Here is a 21426-nt window from a genome sequence, read left to right on the forward strand (position 1 = left end):
GATGGTCGGTGTCTTGGTCGGTGGTGATCAGTGGTCGTCGGGCCCGGCGCCGTCGGAGGACAGCCGTTCGAGGTCGTCCAGCAGGGCGTCGATCTCGGCCAGGTCTTCGGGGTCGGTGCGGGTCGTCGAGGCGTCTATCCGGCTCGCCAGGCCGGCGACGGTTGGCGCCTCGAACACCGCCCTGATGGGCAGTTCGGTGTGCAGGGCCTCCCGGATGCGGGCGATCAGCGTGGTCGCCAACAGCGAGTGCCCGCCGGCCAGGAAGAAGTCGTCGTCGACGCCGACCTGCTCCCGGCCGAGCACCTCGGCCCAGATCCGGACCAGGGCCCCTTCGGTGGGAGTACGCGGTGCGACGTACTCCGCCGTCACCCGCGCGGACTCCGAAACGGTCGGCAGCGCCGCGATGTCCAGCTTTCCGTTCGGTGTCAACGGCAGGGTGTCCAGCACTACGAACGCCGAGGGCACCATGAAGTCCGGCAGGTCGGCGGACAGCGCCCGACGCAGTTCGGCAGGCTCCGGCGGGGTGGATCGATCGGTGGTGAGATAGGCGACAAGAACCTTCCCGGTGGGCTCGGTGCGGGCGACCACGGCGGCCTGGCTGACCCCGGGCCGGGAGCGCAGGCGCGCCTCGATCTCGGCCGGTTCGATCCGGAACCCGCGGATCTTCACCTGCCGGTCGGTCCGGCCCAGGAACTCCAGCACCCCGTCACGGTTCCACCGGCACAGGTCCCCGGTGCGATACATCCGCTCGCCCACGCCGTGGAACTCCGGCAGGAAACGGTCGGCGGTCAGCCCGGCGCGGTTCAGGTACCCGCGGGCCACACCGTTCCCGGCCAGGAACAGTTCACCGGGCACTCCGACCGGGACCGGCCGCATGTTCTCGTCGAGCACGTACACCCGGGTGTTGGCGATCGGAGATCCGATCGGCACCGACACCGGCCAGTCCGTACCTTCCGGGCCTCCCACGGTCCAGTGGGTAACCACATGTGTCTCGGCCGGACCGTAGTGGTTGTGCAGTCGGCGCTCCGGCAGCTCCGAGACGAACAACCGCATCTGCTCACTGGGCGTCAGCGCTTCTCCGGCCTGCACGAGATGGTGCAGAGACGGCAGCGGGAGGCCGGCTTTGAGCGCCTCCGCGCAGACGAGTTCCAGAACCAGGTTCGGAGCGTAGACCTCGGTGACGGCGTTCCGGTCGAGCCAGCGGACGAACTCCGCCGGGTCCAGCCGGGTCTCCTGCGTCGGAACGGCCAGGGCCTTGCCGAACAGCAGGGCGCCGAGGATCTCCTGGGCGGCGACGTCGAAACTGAGCGAGGTGAACTGAGCCACGACCTCCCCGGCGCCGCCTGGGAGGGCCCGGTGGTGCCAGGTGAGGAGGTTGTGCAGACCGGCGTTGGGCATGACCACGGCCTTGGGGCGGCCGGTGGACCCGGAGGTGTAGATCAGGTAAGCCGGGTTCTGGGGCCGGATCAGACCTGTGCGTTCGGAGTCGGTCAGATCACTGTCGTCCAGCACCGCGACAGCGGCCAGGATGTCCGGATCGTCCAGGTGCAGAGCCGGAAGGCCCTCCGGCACCGCGGCCGGGAAGTCCGACCGGGTCACGGTCAGAACCGGCCGCGCGTCCTGCAGCATGAAGGTCAGCCGGTCCATCGGGTAGTCCGGGTCCACCGGCATGTACGCCGCTCCGGCCTTCACCACCGCGAGCACGGCCGTGACCATGTCGATCGAGCGCGGCAGCGCCATCGCGACGATCTGCTCCGGACCGGCGCCGCGCGCGGCCAGGTACCGGGCGAGCTGGTTGGCCCGCCGGTTCAGCGCGTCGTAGTCGAGCGTCACCGCCGAACCCGCCCCGGCCGGTTCGAACACCACCGCGGGGGCCGTGGGCGTCCGTCGCACCTGCTCTTGGAACAGGGCGACGACGCTGCTGCCGGCCATCGCGACCTGTTCCGGGTTGCGACCGGTGAGCAGGCTCTCCCGCTCACCGGGTCGCAGAATGTCCACGTCACCAAGCGCACCGTCGGGATCATCGGCCAGCGCGGTCAGTATCCGCACATACCGGTCGGCGAGAACAGCGGCGCTCGCCTCGTCGAACAGGTCGAGGGAGAACTCCAGCAGTCCGTCGATCCCTCCGTCCTCACTCTCGGCGAGGTTGAAGAAGAGGTCGAATTTCGCGGTGGTGGTCGGCGTCGACTCCTCGACGATCCGCAGTCCGGGTAGCTCGACGTCGTAGTGCGGTGTGTTCTGCAGAGCCAGCATGACCTGGAACAACGGATGCCGGGACAGGGAACGCGGCGGGTTGATCGCCTCCACTACGCGCTCGAAAGGGACATCCTGATGCTCGTACGCGGTCAAAGCCGTATCCCGCACCCGGGCGACCACGTCGCGCAGGGTCGGGTCACCGTCGGTGTCGACCCGCATGACCAGGGTGTTGGTGAAGAACCCGACCAACTCTTCCAACGCCGGATCCGTACGCCCGGCGAGCGGGGTACCGATCGCCACGTCCGATCCCGCGCCCGTACGGGACAGCAGCCCGGCCAGCCCGGCGAGCACGACCATGAACAGGCTCGCCGAGCCCTCCCGGCCGATCGCGGACAGCCGCCGGGTGAGCACCGGGTCGATCCGGAACGGCACACCGCCGCCCCGGCCCGAGGACACCGCGGGACGCGGCCGGTCGGTCGGCAGCTGGATCTCCGCCGGTACTCCGGCCAAGGCCGTACGCCAGAACGCCAACTGGCGCGACGCGGGGCTGTCCGGGTCATCCTCGGAACCCAGCATCTCGCGCTGCCACACTGTGTAATCGGCGTACTGCACCGGCAGCGGCGACCACGCGGGGGCGTGGCCGTCGCGTCGCGCCAGGTAGGCCATGCCGACGTCGCGCGCCAGCGGCGCGAACGACCAACCGTCCCCGGCCACGTGGTGCAGGACCAACAGCAACACATACTCGTCGGATCGGACCCGGAACAGCCACACCCGCAACGGCAGGTCCACCGAAAGGTCGAAGTCGACCTCGCAGGCCTGCGCCGCCCATTCCTCGACGACGGCACCGGCGGCGTCTCCCCGGTCACTGACATCCACGAAGGACGCCGTCGGTATGCCGTCGCCGAGCGGCAGCACCACCTGTTGCGGCGTGTCGTCGAGCTCGACGAACCGGGTCCGCAGCACCTCGTGCCGACCCACCACGTCCGCCAACGCCTCGTGCAGGGCGGCGGGGTCGACATCACCGGTCAGCCGCAGCGCCATCGGGATGTTGTAGACCGGGTTCGGGCCTTCGAAGCGATTCAGGAACCACAGCCGCGATTGCGCGAACGACAACGGAATCACGTCCGGACGCGGACCGGCGACCACACCGGCCCGAACCCTGCCGGTCCCGCCACCGGCGGCCAACCGCTCAGCGAGCAGCGCGACCGTCGGCGCCTCGAACACCGCCCTGATGGGCAGCTCGGTCCGGAAGTCCTCCCGTATGCGCGCGACCAGTGTCGTCGCCAACAGCGAATGGCCACCGGCGAGGAAGAAGTCGTCGTGGACGCCGACCCGGTCCCGCCCCAACACCTCGGCCCAGATCCGAGCCAGGGCCTTTTCGACATCGGTACCCGGCGCCGCATACTCCATGCCGGTCACCCGCGCGGACTCCGAAACGGTCGGCAGCGCCGCGATGTCCAGCTTTCCGTTCGGTGTCAACGGCAGGGTGTCCAGCACTACGAACGCCGAGGGCACCATGAAGTCCGGCAGGTCGGCGGACAGCACCCGACGCAGTTCGGCAGGCTCCGGCGGGGTGGATCGATCGGTGGTGAGATAGGCGACAAGGACCTTCCCGGTGGGCTCGGTGCGGGCGACCACGGCGACCTGGGTGACCCCGGGCCGGGAGCGCAGGCGCGCCTCGATCTCGGCCGGTTCGATCCGGAACCCGCGGATCTTCACCTGCCGGTCGGTCCGGCCCAGGAACTCCAGCACCCCGTCACGGTTCCACCGGCACAGGTCCCCGGTGCGATACATCCGCTCGCCGACGCCGTGGAACGGATCCGGCAGGAAACGGTCGGCGGTCAGCCCGGCGCGATTCAGGTACCCGCGGGCCACACCGTTCCCGGCCAGGAACAGTTCACCGGGCACTCCGACCGGGACCGGCCGCATGTTCTCGTCGAGCACGTACACCCGGGTGTTGGCGATCGGAGATCCGATCGGCACCGACACCGGCCAGTCGCTGTCGTCGGAGGTCAGCGTGTGGCTGGTGACCGCGTGTGTCTCGGCCGGACCGTAGATGTTGTGCAAGCGGCGCTCCGGCACCGCGGCGAAGAAGGATCGCAGTTGGTCGGAGACTCGCAGCGCCTCGCCGCCCTGCAGCAGATCCACCAGGGCCGGCAGATCGGTGCCCAGCATCCGGGCGGTGTCGCAGACCGCTTCCAGGACCAGGGTGGGTGCGCACAGCTCGGTCACTTCCAGCCGGTCCAGCCAGCGCACGAACTCCGCGACGTCGGCCCGCACCGCCTCGGTGGGGACGGCCAGCGACTTGCCCGACACCAGGGGCGCCAGGATCTCCTCCACGGAGAAGTCGAAGCCGATGGCCGTGAACTGTGCCATGCGGCCGGCGGGGCGCTTGCCGACGGTCGCCCGGTGCCAGGCGAGGAGGTTGTGCAGGCCGGCGTTGGGCATGACCACGGCCTTGGGGCGGCCGGTGGACCCGGAGGTATAGATCAGGTAGGCCGGGTTCTGCGGACGGACCGGACCGGTCCGGTCGGCGTCGGTGAGATCGCTGTCGTCGAGTGCCACGATCGCGGCCAGGGTGTCCGGATCGTCCAGCCGCACCGGCGACAGACCCTCCGGCAGGGGGGCCGGGAAGTCGGAGCGGGTCACCGTCAGCACCGGCCGTGCGTCCTGGAGCATGTAGGTCAGCCGCTCCACCGGGTATTCGGGGTCGAGCGGCATGTACGCCGCCCCCGCTTTCATGGCGGCGAGGAAGACCGTGACCATCTCCGGCGAGCGCGGCAGCGCCATCGCGACGATCTGCTCCGGACCGGCGCCACGCGCGGCCAGGAACCGGGCGAGCTGGTTCGCCCGCCGGTTCAGCGCGTCGTAATCGAGAAGCACCGCCGAACCCGCCCCGGCCGGTTCGAACACCACCGCGGGGGCCGTGGGCGTCCGTCGCACCTGCTCTTGGAACAAGGCGAGGGCGCTGTCCCCTGCCACCACGGCAAGCTCGGGGTTGCGGTCGACGAGGAGGCCTTCGTACTCCCCAGGCAACAGGATGTCGACATCGGCGAGTACGGCGTCCGGGTCGTCGGCCAGCGCGGTCAGCATCCGTACGTACCGGTCGGCGAGAATCGCGGCGCTCGCCTCGTCGAAGAGGTCGCGGGCGAACTCCAGCGTTCCGTCGATCCCGCCGTCCTCGGTGTCGGCGAGGTCGAAGAAGAGGTCGAACTTGGCGGTCGTGGTCGGCGTCGGCTCCTCGACGATCCGCAGCCCGGGGAGCCCGACATCGTAGCGGGGCGTGTTCTGCATGGCGAGCATGACCTGGAACAGCGGGTGCCGGGACAGCGAGCGCGGCGGGTTGACCTCCTCGACGACCCGTTCGAAGGGGACGTCCTGGTGCTCGTAGGCGGCCAGGGCGGTGTCCCGCACCCGGACCACCAGATCCCGCAGCGTCGGTCTCCCCTCGGTGTCGACCCGCATCACCAGGGTGTTGACGAAGAAGCCGACCAGCTCCTCCAGCGCCGGGTCCGTACGCCCGGCGAGCGGCGCACCGATCGCCACGTCCGATCCCGCGCCCAGGCGGGTGAACAGACCGCCCAACGCCGCGATCACGACCATGAACAAGCTGGCGCCGTCTTCCCGGCCGTGCTGCCGCAGCCGCTGGGTGAGCTCCGGATCGATCGTGAACGGCACGCTGCCACCGCGGCCCGAGGCCACCTCCGGACGCGGCCGGTCGGTCGGCAGCTGGATCTCCGCCGGCACTGCGGCCAGGGCCGCGCGCCAGTACGCCAGCTGCTTGGACACCGAGCTCTCGGGATCGTCCTCGGAGCCCAGCATCTCGCGCTGCCACACCGTGTAGTCGGCGTATTGGACGGACAGCGGCGACCACGAGGGCTCCCGGCCCTCGCGCCGCGCCGCGTACGCCGCGCCGATGTCCCGCGCCAGCGGTGCCATCGACCAGCCGTCCCCGGCCACGTGGTGCAGAACGACCAGCAGCATGAACTCGTCGGGCCGGACCCGGAACAGCCACACCCGCAGCGGCAGGTCCACCGAAATGTCGAAGTCGACCTCGCAGGCCTGTGCCAGCAACCGGTCGGTATCTGCGCCCGCATCGACGTAGACGATCGGCGGCACACCTTCGCCGAGCGGCATCACCACCTGCTGCGGCAACTCGTCAAGCTCGATGAACCGGGTCCGCAGCACCTCGTGCCGACCCACCACATCGGCCAACGCCGCACGCATCGCGGCGAGATCGACATCCCCGGTCAGCCGCAGCGCCATCGAGATGTTGTAGACCGGGTTCGGGCCCTCGAACCGGTTCAGGAACCACAGCCGCGACTGCGCGAACGACAGCGGCACCACCTGCGGACGGGGGCCGGCAACCACCCCGGCCCGAACGCCGTTCCCGTCGCCGGCCGCCAACCGTTCGGCCAACGATGCCACCGTGGGCGCCTCGAACACCGCCCGGATCGGCACTTCGACGTGGAACGCTTCGCGAATGCGGGCGATCAGCGTCGTAGCCAGCAAGGAATGGCCACCGGTCAGGAAGAAGTCGTCGTGGACGCCGACCTGGTCGCGGCCCAACACCTCGGCCCAGATCCCGGCCAGAGCCTCTTCGGTGTCGCTGCGCGGGGCGACGAACTCCACGCCGGTCACCCGCGCGGACTCCGACACCGCCGGCAGCACCGCCACGTCCAGCTTCCCGTTCGGCGACAACGGCAGGGCGTCCAGCACCACGAACGCCGAAGGCACCATGTACGGGGGAAGCAGGTTCCGGAGCCGCGCGTGGGCTGCCACGTCCATCGGATCGGCCTGCCCGCCGGTCGCGAGGTAGGCGACGAGACGCGTTTCGGAGTCGGCGCCCCGGTCGATGACAGCGAGCTCGGCGAGCCCGGTGACGGCCCGCACGGCGGCCTCGACCTCGCCGAGGTCCACCCGGTTCCCGCGGATCTTGACCTGTCGGTCCGACCGGCCCAGGTACTCGATCGAGAGTGCATCGCCGTCGGCCACCAGACGGACCGCGTCGCCCGTCCGGTACAGCCGAGCCCCGGGCAAGGCGCTGAACGGATGTGGGACAAACCGGTCGGCGGTGAGCGCGGGATCGTCGAGGTAGCCGCGGGCCACGCCCACACCGCCGGTGTAGAGGATCCCCGGCACCCCGGGCGGCAACGGCCGCATCCACTCATCGAGCACGTACGCCTCGGCGTTCGGGTACGGCAGGCCGATCGGCGACCGGTGCGGGCGCTCTCGGTCCCGCTCCCCGTAGACGTGGAAGGTGGTGTCGACGGTGTCCTCGGCGAGCCCGTAGGAGTTCACCAGGACCGTGGACCCGCCGAGCACCGACCGCACCGCTTCCAGGTCCTGGTTGTAGACGGTCTCCGAGCCGACAATCAGTACCTTCATGGTGTCGAGCCGGCGGCCCAGACCCGCGACGTGCGCGGCCAGCCCCTTCAGCACCGTGGGCACGAACTCGGCGCAGACCACCGCCTCCTCGTCGATGAGCCGCAGCAGCCGCGGCGGATCGAGCAGCGCCTCGCGGGGGCAGACGACGAGTTTCGCGCCGGAGCCCAGGGCCCGCACCACGTCGCCGATGAACACGTCGAACGCGCCGTTCGCCATCTGCAGGACGGAGTCCACACCGGATCCAAGGCCGTAGGCCGCGGTCCAACCCCGCAACCGGGCCAGCAGAGCCCGCTCGGACACCATCACGCCCTTCGGCCGGCCGGTGGAGCCCGAGGTGTAGACGATGTAGGAGAGCGCGTCCGGTACGGGCGCCCGGCGCGGGTCCTCGGACGACTCGCCGTCGATCTCCGGATCGTCCAGGAACAGGGTCGGCCCGGTGTACCCGCCCGGGACCGGTACGCCCCGGTCCTGGGCGAGGACCAGCGCCGGTGCCGCGTCCGTGACGATGGCGTCCCGGCGCGCGGGCGGGGCGTCGGGATCGAGCACGACCAGGGTGGCGCGCGCCTTCCAGATCGCCAGCACCGCCGCCAGCATCGGCACGCCGCGCCGGGCGGCCAGACCGATCCGTGTCTCGGGGCCGGCCCCTCGGCGCAGCAGGGCGTGGGCTATGCGGTTGGCGCGGCGGTCGAGGTCGCCGTAGGACACGCGGTGCGATCCGGACACGGCCGCCACGGCGTCCGGTAACCGCGCGGCCCAGGCCTGGAAGACGTCGACGACCGAGTCCCCGGCCGGCTCGGCGGCGACCGCACCCCGGGTCCGGGCGAGCAGTTCGGCCTCGTGGTCCGGCCGGACCATCGGCAGCGCGGCGACCGTGCCGGCCGACTCGCTCAGGACCTCCTCCAGGATGAGCTCGTACAGCTCCGCCAGGCGCTCGGCCGTGGACTCGTCGAAGAGGTCGGAGTTGTAGGTGAAGCTGACCGTCGCCGGGCCGGAGTTGGGCAGCCGGACGTCGACCTCCAGCTCGGCCGGGGAGTAACGGCGCGGCGGGAGCACCACGGTGGCGCGCACGCCTTCCAACTCCGGCGTCGAGACGTCCTGGTCCAGATTGAACAGGGTGCTGAACAGCTGTGTGCGCACCGAGTTGCCGTCCTGGGCCAGGCGTCCGCGCAGCCGGGAGAACGGGAAGTCGGAGTGCCGGTAGGCCTGGACGAGCCTCGCCTGCAGGCGCTTGAGATAGTCGCGGACGCTCTCGCGCGCGCCGAGCATGCTCCGGACCGGAACGACATTGCTGCAGTTCCCGACCAGCCGGGTGGCGTCCTCGTGGGCGCGCTGCGCGACCGGGACCCCGACCACCAGGTCGTCCTGGGCGCTCAGGCGGTGCAGCAGGATCGCGTACGCGCCGAGAAGCACGGTGAACGGCGTCACCCCGAGGCGGCGCCCGACTCCGCTGAGGCCGCGCACCGCCCCCTCGCCGAGCGGACGGACCACCCGGCCGCCGCGGTAGGTGACGGCCGCGCCGTGCGGCCGGTCGGTGGGCAGCTGTAACGCCGGGATGCCGGTCGCGAAGTGCCGGTGCCAGTACTCTTCGTCGGTGTGCCACTGGTCGCCGTCGACCCGTTCCCGCTGGCGGCGGACGAAGTCGGCGTAGCGCGGGGCCGGGGCCAGCTCGGGCGTGCCACCCGTGCGGCGGGCGTTGTAGATCCGGCCGACCTCGTCGAAGAGCACTGCGAAGGACCAGCCGTCGATGACGGCGTGGTGCGCGGACATGTAGAGGCAGTGATCGGTCTTGGAGAGCTCAAGCACCGCGGCGTCGATCAGCGGGCCCGCGACCAGGTCGAACCGCCGCTCGCCCTGCCGGTCGAGCCAGGTGCTCAGTGCGGCGTCCCTCTGATCCGGGGGCGTCTGCGTGAGATCGACCGACACCACCTCGACGGAGCCGTACGGCAGCGCCGACTGGCTGCGGCCGTCCGGCGCGATCACGGTACGCAGGATGTCGTGGCGGGCCAGGGCTTCGGTGACCGCAGCGCGCAACAGAGCCGGGTCCAGCGGCCCGTCCAGTCTCAGCAGGACGCTCTCGTTGTAGGCCCGCGCTTCGTCGACCCCGAGCTGGTCGAGGATCCACAGCTCCTGCTGGACCTCGCTGAGCGGGTACACGCCGATGTCGGCGGCGGGCGCGGACCGGTCCGCCTCCGGGCGCGGTGCTCCGGGCGGGTCACCCGGGCCTGCGGCGTCCGCAGGACCGGTCACGCCGGGGAAAAGCTCGTTCTCCAGCATCTGGTCGACCACGCCGAGGATCAACTTCTCGACGAGCGCGACGTCCTCGTCGGTGTGCGCGGTCGACAGGAAGCAGTTGCGCCCCTCCCAGATGTAGACGCCGGCGTTCAGGAGAGCCAGGTAGAAGACTTCGAGGACCTCTGACGACACGGCGCGCCCACCGAGCCGGAACCGGAACAGTGACCCGAACGAGACAACCTCGATCGGCACGCCGAGCCGAGTGAACGCCTCGTTCAACCGGCCTACCAGGGCCGTGACGCGGTCACCGAGCTCCTGCTGGAGCACCGGCCCCCGCCGCCGCAGCTCGTGCAGGACCGCCCGGCTCGCGGCCAGCGCCAGCGGGTGCTTGCAGAACGTCCCCATGTAGAACGTGCGCAGCCCGTCCGGCGGCGCTCCCTCGAAGCACCAGGTGCCACCGTCGATCGTGTCGAGGAAGGCCCGGCGGCCGGCCACCACGCCGAGCGGCAGGCCGCCGCCGATGACCTTGCCGTACGTGGTGATGTCGGCCTCGATCCCGAACAGCGCGCGCACGCCCTGCTGGTGCATGCGGAAGCCGGTGATCACCTCGTCGAAGATCAGGGCCACGCCGGCCTCGCGTGTCATTCGCCGAAGCTCGGCGAGAAACTCCCGGGGCTGCAGGTCGGGACGCCGGCTCTGGACCGGCTCGACGAGCACGGCGGCCAGTTCCGGCAGCCGCTCCCGGATCGCCTGCAGCGCGGCCTCGGTGCCGTAGGGCAGCACCACAGCCTCGGTGCCGATGCCCTCGATGATGCCCGGGGCCAGCGGCGCCGCAGCACCGACCGCACCGGCCACGTCCTGGCGCGCCATCACCGTGTCGGCGGCGCCGTGGTAGGACCCCGTGAAGGTGACGATCTTGCTGCGGCCGGTCACCGCGCGGGCCATCCGGATCGCGACCATGACGGCTTCGGAACCGGTATTGCAGAACACGGCCCGCTCGTTGCCGGTCATCTCACAGATCAGGTCCGCCACCTCTGCCGCCAGGGCGGGCTGCGGTCCCAGCTGCATCCCGGCGGCGAGCCGGCCAGTGATGGCGCGGGTGATGAACGGCACGTTGTGGCCGAACAGGTTCACGCCGAAGCCCATGGTGAGGTCGAGGTACTCGTTGCCGTCGACGTCCACCAGGCGCGCCCGGTCCGAGGTCTCCACCACGAGCGGATAGTGCGTATCTCGCAGGAGGAGGTCGACGCGCGGCGCGTGCCGGGCGTCGGAATGGTGCACACGCTCGCTGATCGCGTGGGCACGCGAGCGCGCGGTCCGTTCGCAGAACCGGGCCACCAGTTCCTCGATATAACGCTCGGCGCGCGGGCTCAGCCGGGTCGGCCGGCCGGAGGACGCCGGGGCCATGCCGCCCATGGGCAACACCGGAACGGGCACAGCCGATTCCGCCGTGGCCGGGGTCTGCACGGGGGCCGGAGCAGGCTCCGTTGCGGCCATCGCCTGGGCTTGGGCCGGTGCCCCGGCCGACGTCGGGATGGGCGCCGGGTCCGACCTGAGCAGCTCGTACGCCTGGGCCATCACCTGGGCATGGACGTCGAGGAACCGCTGTGCGGCCGATCCCGACGCGGCGACCGGCGTCGCGGGGATCGCAGCGACGGCAGCCGGAACGGCGACCGGGTCGGGGACCGCCGTCACGACCTCGGCGAGCGCCGAGGCATCCATCGGAGCGTGCTCCATCAGGTATCCGGCAAGCAGTCGCAGGGTATTGACGTCATCGAACAGCCGGCTCACCGGCGGCGCGGCCCCGAACTCCTTGCGGACCGTCTGCAGGGTCTCGAACATCGTCATCGAGTCGGCGCCGAGCTCCAGCAATGGGACGTCCGGATCGAGCGGGACATCGGCCTGCAACAGCTTGCCGACCAAGGCGGTCAACTGATCGAGCACCTGGTCCGCACGGCCAGGTGCGGCCGGGAGGACGGCCATACTCATCTCCGATCGGGCCTGGACGGCGGGCAGCCAATAGGGCTTGCGTTGGAAGGGGTAGGTGGGCAACGGGATCCGCGGGACGGAGAGCCGGGAATGCACCGTCGGCCACTGGATCTCCCGGCCGGCGGCGGACAGCCGGGCCGCGCTGTCCATCAGCACCGACCAGTCGTCCTTGCCCTTCTTCAGGGACGGCAGCCACGTCGCACCGGCCAGGGTGCGACGCCCGAAGCCCAGCAGCACCGGATGCGGACCGACCTCGACGTAGGTGTCGCAACCCGCGGCCTCCAGCTGGAGCAGGGCGTCGGCGAACCGCACCGGTCGGCTCAGCTGCGTGGCGAAATAGTCGGCGTCCGGGGCAGTCAGCGGGCTGCCGGTCGCGGCGCCGATCATGGCGATCGTCGGCGCCGCGTAGGCCATTCGGTCGGCCGCCGCCCGGACCCGGTCCATGGCCGGGTCCACCATCGGCGAGTGGAACGCATAGTTGGTGGCCACCGGCATGGTCCCGACCCTCCGCCGCTCGCACTCGGCGCGCAGCCGCTCCACCGCTTCGAGGGGACCTGCGACCACGACGGCGCGGGGAGCGTTGACCGCCGCCACCGCGACCCGGTCGTCAGGGACCGTCGTCGCGATCAGGTCCAGCACGGTCGGCTCGTCGGCCAGCACCTGCGTCATCGCTCCCGGCTCGACGTGCTCCTGGAACGCCTGACCGCGCTCGACCGCGAACAGCAGGCCGTCGTCCCGGTCGAACACCTCGGCGATCGCCGCCGCCGCCAGCTCACCGAGGCTGTGGCCCAGGACGAGATCAGGTCCGACGCCCCACGACTGCCACAGGCGGCCCAGCGCGTACTGGACGGCGAACAGCGCCGGCTGCAGGACGCCCGCCCGGCTCAGTACCGTCTCGTCGGCGCCGAACAGCACGGAGGACAGCGTGTCGCCGAGACGGCCGCGCAGCACTCTGTCGCAGGCGTCGATCTCGGCCCGGAACGCCGGATGTCTGCGATACAGCTCCCGGCCCATCCCTAGGTAGTGACCACCCTGGCCGGAGAACAGGAAGGCGAGCTTGCCCGACACCGCGCCCGACCCCTGATACACCCCGGCGGCCTGCCCGCGTCCGGCCCATTCCGTCAGCTGCTTCGCCGCTGTTTCCGCGGCTTCGGCCGAGACCGCGAGCCGGTGTCGGAACCGGGTCCTGGTCGTGTTCGCGGCCATGGTGACGTCCGCGAACCGCACCGCATCGGGTTCGGTCAGGAAATCGGCGTAGCGGGCCGCGAGGTCGGTCAAGGCCTCGGGGGTCCGCGCGCTCAGTGTCAGAACCCGGTGCGCTCCGCCGCTCTCCGACGGCTCCGCGCCCGCGGTGGACTCACCGAGCCCGGCTTCCCGCAACACCACGTGGGCGTTGGTCCCGCCGAAGCCGAAGGAGCTGACCCCGGCCGTGCGCGGTCCCCCGCGCCGGGGCCACGGGCAACGGACGTCGGCGAACCGGATCCTGTTGCCGACGTCCAGCGCCGAGCCGGGTGCCGTCAGGTTCGGTTGCGGGACGAGTTCGCCGTGCTGCAGCATCAGCACGACCTTGATCAGCCCGGCGATTCCGGCCGCCGACTCGGTGTGGCCGATGTTCGCCTTGACCGAACCGACGACCAGCGCGTCGGCGTCGCTGCGGTGGGCGGCCAGGGCCGCATCCAGGGCCCGGGCTTCGACCGGGTCCCCGAGCGGGGTGCCGGTTCCGTGCGCCTCGACGTAGTCGACGGCGTCCGGCTCGATCCCGGCGTCCCGCGCGGCCATCCGCAGCACCTCCCGCTGCGCCATCCCGTTCGGCGCGGTCAGGCCGTTGCTGCGCCCGTCCTGGTTCGCGGCCCCGCCCAGGATGAGCGCCAGGATCCGGTCGCCGTCGGCCAGCGCCTGCGACCGGCGCTTGAGCACGATGACGCCGCACCCCTCGGACCGGCCGTAGCCGTCGGCCGAGGCGTCGAACGCCTTGCTACGGCCGTCGGCGGCCAGCATCCCGGCCCGGTCGAAGGCGTCGGTCAGGTCTGGGCTCAGGATCAGGTTCACCCCGCCGGCCAGGGCCAGCCGGCTCTGCCCGAACCACAGGCTCTGGCAGGCCAGCTGCACGGCGACCAGGGACGACGAACACGCCGTGTCCACGGCCACGGCGGGTCCGCGCAGGTCGAGCAGGTACGACAACCGGCTCGCGGCGATGGTCGGCGACTGGCCGGTGGCGTCGTAGGGCTCGACGTCGGTGCCGCGGCGCACGTTCAGCCGCGCATAGTCGACGTTACTGATCCCGAGGAACACTCCGACGTCGGTGCCGGCCAACGTGGCCGGGACGATCCCGGCGTGCTCCAGCGCCTCCCAAGCCACCTCCAGAACCAACCGCTGCTGAGGATCGATGTGGTGCGCCTCGCGGTTGGAGATCGAGAAGAACTCCGGGTCGAACCCTGAGACGTCGTCCAACAGTCCATGAGGCGGGTGGATGCCGAGCATCTCCTCGCGGTCAGCCGGGCCGCCGATCGCGTCGCGGCCCTCAGCGAGCAGCCGCCAGTAGGCCGGGACGCCGGAAGCACCCGGGAAACGACAGCCCAGGCCCACGACGGCGATCGGTTCCCGTTCGGCCGCCTCGTCAGGACCCTGCTGTCCGTCCTGAGCCCGGTCCTGCGCCTGGTCGCGACCGGGTCCGGTGAGGAACTCCGTGAGCCGGCGCGCGGTCGGATACTCCCACAGGAGGCTGGGCTCCAACGTCCGGCCGATCAGCTGCTGCAACTTGCCGAGCAGGACCAGCGCGTCCTTGGAGGACACGCCGTAGTCCAGGAACGGCTCGGTCGCCGAGACCCGGTCGCGCGGCAGTCGCGCGAGGTCGGCGACGTGCTCGACGATCCAGCGTTCGACGGCTGCGGCGTCCGGAGCACCGCCCTCGTTCTCGATGTTCCCCACGGGCATGGTCACGTTCTCTCCACGAGTCCTCACGTCGGGATACCGGTCCGCTTGCGGCTAGCCGAGGTATGCGGACAGATCAGCGACGGTCTGCCACTGCAGGATCATGCGGGCATCCACCGGCAGTCCCGCCTCCCGTGCCAGCTGCGCAGCACGCACGGCGGTCGGCCGTCCGCCCCCGAGCTCGAAGAACCGGTCCGTCCGGGCTACGGTGTCGACGCCGAGCACCTTCCGCCAGTGCCCGGCCAGGGCCTGCTCGACGGGGCCGTCAGGCTCGTCGGTCTCGGCACGGGCATCGACGCCGGCACTGTCGACCGCCTTGTGTCGCGGGTTGGGCAGCAGGCGCCGGTCCACCTTTCCGCCCGGGCTCAGCGGCAACTCGTCCAGGGGCACGTAGACCCGCGGGACGAGGTAGTCGGGCAGTCGCTCGGCCAGAAACCGGCGCAGCTCCTGGCGACCCACCCCGCTCTCGCCACGCGGCACGAAGTAAGCGGCCAGATACTTGTCGCCCGGGTTGTCCTCCCGGACCGCGACCACCGTCTCGCTCACGTCGGGATGGGTCAGCAGGTTCGCCTCTACCTCGCCCAGCTCGATCCGGTAGCCCCGGATCTTGACCTGGTGGTCGATCCGGCCGAGGAATTCCAGTTCCCCGTCGGGCCGCATTCGCGCGTGGTCGCCGCTGCGGTAGAAACGCGCACCGGGCCGGTCACTGAACGGATCGGGCAGGAACTTCTCGGCGGTGGCGGCCGGCCGGCCGAGGTAGCCGCGGGCCACGCCGACGCCGCCGATCCACAGCTCGCCGACCACGCCGACCGGCACCGGCCGCAGATGGTCGTCGAGCACGTACATGGTCATGTTGCCGATCGGCCGCCCGATCGGCACGATGCTGCCGGCGGCCCGGTCCGCAGGCACCTCGAACACCGAGCAGCCGACCACCGTCTCGGTAGGGCCGTACTCGTTGATCACCCTCGCGTCCGGGGCAAGTCGCCGCCACTGGTCGGCGGTGTCCGGCTTCACCTCGTCCGCGCCGACGACGTAGGTGCGCACCGCGGTCAGCGGCGGCTGCCGCGTGATCTGCGCGCGCAGCACGTCCAGGTGAGCCGGCGTGATCTTCAGAAGGCTGATGTCCTCGTCGCCCTCCAACTGGCGCACCAGAGCCTGCAACGCGCGTTCCGGCGGCAGGATCAGCACGTCCCGGCCGACGATCAGCGGTAGGAAGATGTTCGGGATCGACAGGTCGAACGCGATCGAGCCGACCAGCAGCGAGCCGTGTTCCCCGGCGGCCGCGCCATAGCCCTCGATCGCCCACAGCAGGTAGTTCACCAGCCCGCGATGGCTGATCTGGACGCCCTTGGGGCGTCCGCTCGACCCCGACGTGAAGATCGTGTAGATCAGGTTGTCGGGACCTGCGGTCCGCGGCGGATTGTCGGTGGGGTACGAGGCCAGGTCGGTCTCGTCCAGACAGACCGCCTCGACCTCCGGCGGCAGCAGAGCCTTGAGATCCGAGGTGGTGACGACCACCGGGGCCCGGGTCTGGTCCAGTGCGTACTTGAGTCGTTCGGCCGGATGCGCGGGATCGAGCGGCACGTAGGCGGCGCCGGCCTTCAGGACTCCCAGCAGGGTCGACATGAGCTCGACGCTGTGGTCCAGACACACTCCGACATGGGATTCCAGCCGCACTCCGCGCGCCCGCAGCAAATGCGCAAGTCGATTCGCCGCGATGTTCAGTTCCCCGTAGTTGACCGTCCGGTCCGCAGCGGTCAACGCTGTGCTCCGCGGTGTGGCTGCGGCCTGGCGTTCGAACAGTTCGTGCAGGCAGACGCCGGGGTCGTAGTCGGCAGGAACGGCGTTCCAGTCGAAGGCCAGGCGGCGGCGCTCCGCCTCGGGCAGCATCCCCAGCGCCGACACCGGCGTCTTGGGCTCGGCGGCGGCGGACGTGAGTAACTCGGCCAAGCACATGAGGACGGTCTCGACGGTTACCGCTGGATACGCGTCGACCGCGTAGTCGACAACCGCCGTGAAGCCGCCGTCGTCCTCTATCCGCAGATGGACATCGGTCAACATCGGGCCGTCGGCCGCCGCGACGACATCGAAAGCCCCCGGGGCCGAGTGAGCCGACCAGGCCCCGACGTCGTCGTAGGCGAAGGACGCCTGGAACAGCGGATGCCAGGAAGGGTCCCGGGCGGGGGCGACATCAGCAGCGACCTGGTCGAGGTCGGCGAACCGGTGGTTGGCGGCCTCGGCGACCGCGGTCCGCACGGCCTCGGCGACATCGGCGAAACCCGGATCGGCGCGTAGGTCGACAGGGATCGGCACGGTGGTGGCGAGGTTGCCGACGATATCGTGCGCCGCAGCCTCGGCACGGCCGTCGAAGGTCTGCCCGACGGCGAGGTGGCGTTGGCCGGTGAGCCGGGCCAGCACCACCGCGAAGGCGGCGAAGGCCATGTCGCGGACTTCGCAGGACAGGTCCCGCGCGAGTCGGCGCAGGGCGTCGGCGGCGGCCTCCGGCAACGGCCGACGGATCGAGGCCGTCCGATGAGAGGCGATCGTCGGCCGGCTCAGCGCGTTGGGCAGGGTCAGCACCGGCGGGATGTCGGCCAATGCGGCATGCCAGTAGGCGATGTCCTGCTCGCTGCCGGTGTTCGAGGTGTCGGCCTTCGAAGTGCCGCCGTCTTGGACCGGTAGCACCGCCGTGACGGTATCGGCGGCACCGACAGCACACAGTGCGCCCAAGTCGCGGGCGATGACCCGGATCGACCACCGGTCGACGGCGAAGTACGGCAGCGACATGAAGAGCTGACGACCGCCGTCAGCAGAGCGCAGGACGGCTATCCGGTCGGCGGCCACGGTCTCGGACAACGCGCGGGCCGTCGCATCGGAGCGGACCGGTTCCCCGACGTCCTGCCTCACCAGCGTCGTTCCGGACCCGACCGCGCTCCGCAGCACCGGATGCAGATCAAGGAGCCGTCTCACGGCACGCTCCAGCGCGTCGTACGAGACCGACACCGGAATGCGCAGCACACAGAAAGCCGTCCGGTCGATCGGATCGGCGACGAATTGTCCCGCCACCCAGGCCCCGTACTCCGGCCCGGTCAACGAGCGATCGGCAAACACATCATGACGCACAGCAGGTCCCCGTCCAGTCATTGCCATTGCCATGCAGTATTCGAACTTGGTATCTAAACCAAAGTCTTTGCGTCACTCCTTGATAAGGGTGAGTGATCGGCCCGCACTGCACCATGAACGCCTCGAATCCGCGGACGTCCGTGGAGTGCTGGACGGCGAGCCGCCCCAGGTTCTCCGGCACAGGACGACCCGATCGTGGCTGTGGTCCATGCCGCCGCTCACGGGACCAGATCCCACGGCCGGATCGGCACCCGCATCAGCGCGCGCCCGGTGGCGTCCCGGACCGCCGCGGCCACCGCGGGCGTCGACGACACGGCCGACACCTCGTCCACGCCGCGCAACCCGTAAGGTGCCTCGTCATCGGCGCTCTCCAGCAGGACCACCTGCATCGAGGGCACGTCTGTCGCTGCGGGCATCACGTACTCCCCGAAGCCCGGGTTGAGGATCACGCCATCGCGGGCGGCAAGCTCCTCCGACAGCGCCAGCCCGACGCCCTGGACCGTCCCGCCGTGCAGCTGCCCCTCCGCCTCGATCCGGTTCTTCAGCACCCGACCGACGTCCTGCACCATTGCCAGGTCGACCACCCGGACCCGGCCGAGCTCCGAATCAACGTCGACCACCACACGGTGGGCGCAGAACAGCGCCGCCGGACGCTCGCCCTCCGTGTTCAGTTTCGGCATGACGATGGTCCCGCCGGCCACCGGCCAGGCTCCGGGATGATGACGCCGCAGCTCCAGGGCCTCGGTCAGGTCTCTCGGACGCAGAAAGCCCACGGCGCTACCACCGCAGCCGGCCGGCGTCAGACGCGCCATCGCGAACCAGTGTCGTCTGGAAGAGGTCCTGCCGCGGCGCTGTGTGCCTGTCGGTCGGCAGGATGTCAGTGTTGACTATTCGAACAGCCTGCTTGGCGCATTCCTGAGCGGCAAGGAAGTCATCTTCGCCATCCACTCGGCCGAAAGCCGACGGCATACGGTGGCACACCACCATCACCGTAAACGTAAACATGAAGAGTTTTTGCCGACAGCGGAATTTAATCCAGGCATGAGGGCATAGATAGGTGCTATCACGAATCCCCCGTCTCGATCCCGACGGCGCCGAAGACCGGCGCCGGAGCACGAGCGCCACTCGAGCACAGAGTTGATGCCCTGTCAACGAGGGCTTCTCGGCCTACCCGCCTATTTCAGGCCACGCCCAGGCATTAAGTCACCACATATTGACGCGCTAATCATGGCTCTGCTTGCCTGGATCCAGCCACAGTCGATCGATTCACGGGGGATGAGACCGCCATGGCTGCTCGGGAACGCACAACCCTGCCCGTCGACCGGAGCCTGGCGCATCTGCTGCACCGGCGCGGGGAAGCCCATCCGGACCGGCTCGCCTGCCGTGTCCTGCCCAGCGATGGCCCGGCCGCCGAGCTGACCTACGCACAACTCGACCACCAGGCGCGGGAGCTGGCCGGCGGGCTGCGGACCATCGGCGTCTCCGGCGACCGTGTCATGCTGCTGCTGCCGAACAGCCTCGACTTCATCGTCGGCTTCATGGCGTGCGCCTACGCCGGGATGGTCGCGGTGCCGCTGCCGTACCCGGTCTTAGGACGCGGCCTGGCCAAGACCGTCGCGCACGCTACTGCGCTGGTCAAAAGCGCCGCACCTGTAGCGACCATCGCGATGGCGGCGGACCTGGACACCGTACGCGCCGAGCCCGCGTTCGGACGCGTCAGCACGACCGCCGACTTGCGCAACGCTGCCGAGCCGGTGACCACCGAATACCTGCCCGGCCGCTCTGATCTGGCGCTGCTTCAGTTCACGTCCGGTTCGACGACCCAGCCGCGCGGCGTCATGCTGACGCACGACAACATCCTGCACAACCTCGCCCAGCTCGCCCAACTCGGCGACATGGATAACCGAGACGTGGCCCCCGAGGACACCCGCCTGGTCTCCTGGCTACCGATGTTCCACGACATGGGGCTGGGAATGGGCACCTTCGCCCTCCACATCGGGGGGCGATGCGACTTCATGACCCCGGCCCAGTTCCTGATGCGGCCACTGTCCTGGCTGGAGAACATCGCCGCCGTTGGCGCCCAGATCTCCGGCGCCCCGAACTTCGCCTACGACCTCTGCGTCGCCCAGATCAGCGCAGCGGAACGGGACCGGCTCGACCTGTCCTCGTGGGAGATCACCCTCAACGCCGCGGAACCGGTCCGGCACGACACCGTGCAGCGCTTCACGGAGTTCTTCGCGCCCGCCGGCTTGCGACCCTCGGTGACAGCACCCTGCTACGGCCTGGCGGAGGCGACAGTCTTCGCCACCGGTCTGAAGGCCCCGAAGGCCGCCCCGACCCTCCTGCGACTGGACCGTCAGAGCCTGCAGGACGGGTCAGTAGTGCTCTCGGACACGGACGACGCCGTCACCCTGGTCGGCAATGGCCGCACGCCCGAATGGCTGACGCTCCAGATCGTCGAGTTCGACGAAGCACGCGGCCTCGGCGCGCCGGTCCCGCCGGGCCGCATCGGCGAGGTCTGGCTGCACGGCCCGAACGTCGGGCGCGGCTACTGGCAGGACGCCGAAGCATCCTGGGCGACGTTCGGCGGACGGCTGCCCGACGACGACCGAACCCATCTGCGCACTGGGGACCTCGGGTTCCTCCACGACGGCGAGCTCTATATCACCGGGCGTCTCAAAGACCTGATCATCGTGGACGGCCGCAACCACCAGCCGCAGGACATCGAGCGGACGGTCGAGGACTGCCACCCGGACATAGGCCCCCGCCGGTGCGCCGTCTTCGCCGCGGACCCCGGAGTCGACGCGCAGCTGATCGTGGCGGCCGAGCTCACGCCGCACGCGTGGCAGGCCTTCAGCCGCGGCGACGAATCCGTCGGCGCCTCCGTCGCGCAGGCCATCCGCACCGCGGTCAACGAGAACCACCAGCTTCCGGCATCCGGCGTGGTCCTGCTGCGTCCCGGCAGCATCCCGTTCACGACCAGCGGCAAGGTGCGGCGGTCGGCCTGCCGCGAGCGCTACACCGACGGTCGCTGGACGGCGGTACCGCCGCTTTGAGTCTTCAACCGTTCAACGGTCTGCCGGTCGCAGAGGCCGGACACACCGTCGCCGGCTGACGCGCCGCACCCGGTCCTGGAACGCGCTCGGTCAGCGTCTCAGTTGGCTGAGCAGGGCGCGGGCGAGGGTGATGTGACGGTGTGTGGGTTCGAGGACGGCCTGCGCGTCGTCGAGGATCCGGGACAGTTCCTCGGCCGCCTCGGCCTCGCGCTCGGCAGTCATCAGGGCCTGGGCGCGTTGGAGTCGGCTGGCTGTGCATGACGTGTGGAGGGTCCGGCCCCTGGGATGCCTCTGAGCCCCTTCTCGCCGCCACGGTCCCGTCCTGGTGAAGTACCTGGTCACAGGCTCGTGGGCTGTGTGGCTCACAGGGGGGCACAGCGGCTGATGGGGCTGGCTTGCTTCGGGAGGCCGATCGGTTCGATGAATGTGACGTCGATCTGAACGCGGTTGCCGGGCAGCTGCTTCTCGTAGCGGGTGTAGCGCTTGTCGTGCCGCTTATAGCGCTGGGACG

Annotated in this window: 5 protein-coding genes; 1 reads left to right on the forward strand and 4 read right to left on the reverse strand. The window is 70.4% G+C overall.

What is annotated here, in order from left to right; translation table 11 throughout:
* Positions 1-27 precede the first annotated feature (27 nt).
* The 3 genes from AB0G17_RS35300 to AB0G17_RS35310 form a co-directional block, all read right to left on the reverse strand.
* On the reverse strand, positions 28-14739 hold the full coding sequence (locus tag AB0G17_RS35300) for an amino acid adenylation domain-containing protein (RefSeq protein WP_361391692.1): 14712 nt from the start codon (positions 14737-14739) through the stop codon (positions 28-30).
* A 51-nt stretch (positions 14740-14790) separates the two neighbouring features.
* Complete coding sequence (locus AB0G17_RS35305) at positions 14791-17859, reverse strand: amino acid adenylation domain-containing protein (RefSeq protein WP_361391680.1); 3069 nt, start codon at positions 17857-17859, stop codon at positions 14791-14793.
* 218 nt (positions 17860-18077) lie between these two features.
* Positions 18078-18671 carry a molybdopterin cofactor-binding domain-containing protein gene (locus AB0G17_RS35310; protein ID WP_361391683.1) on the reverse strand — a complete coding sequence of 198 codons (594 nt, stop codon included), beginning with the start codon at positions 18669-18671 and terminating at the stop codon, positions 18078-18080.
* 474 nt (positions 18672-19145) lie between these two features.
* On the opposite strand from AB0G17_RS35310, the gene AB0G17_RS35315 reads away from it, so the two are divergent.
* Positions 19146-20915: a fatty acyl-AMP ligase gene (locus AB0G17_RS35315; protein ID WP_361391686.1), complete on the forward strand. Its 1770-nt coding sequence runs from the start codon at positions 19146-19148 to the stop codon at positions 20913-20915.
* A gap of 90 nt (positions 20916-21005) precedes the next feature.
* Here the strand turns inward: AB0G17_RS35315 and AB0G17_RS35320 are convergent, their stop codons facing one another.
* Entirely contained in the window at positions 21006-21137 is a 132-nt protein-coding gene (locus tag AB0G17_RS35320; RefSeq protein ID WP_361391689.1) for a hypothetical protein, read from the reverse strand.
* Between the last annotated feature and the right edge of the window lie 289 nt (positions 21138-21426).

The sequence above is a fragment of the Streptomyces sp. NPDC023838 genome, assembly GCF_040639555.1.
Taxonomy (GTDB): Bacteria; Actinomycetota; Actinomycetes; order Streptomycetales; family Streptomycetaceae; genus Streptomyces.

Excerpts from the sequence above, each read along its gene's own strand:
- AB0G17_RS35310 (WP_361391683.1), bottom strand. The coding sequence starts at position 18,671 with ATGGCGCGTCTGACGCCGGCCGGCTGCGGTGGTAGCGCCGTGGGCTTT.
- AB0G17_RS35300 (WP_361391692.1), bottom strand. The coding sequence starts at position 14,739 with ATGCCCGTGGGGAACATCGAGAACGAGGGCGGTGCTCCGGACGCCGCA.
- AB0G17_RS35315 (WP_361391686.1), top strand. The coding sequence starts at position 19,146 with ATGGCTGCTCGGGAACGCACAACCCTGCCCGTCGACCGGAGCCTGGCG.
- AB0G17_RS35320 (WP_361391689.1), bottom strand. The coding sequence starts at position 21,137 with ATGACTGCCGAGCGCGAGGCCGAGGCGGCCGAGGAACTGTCCCGGATC.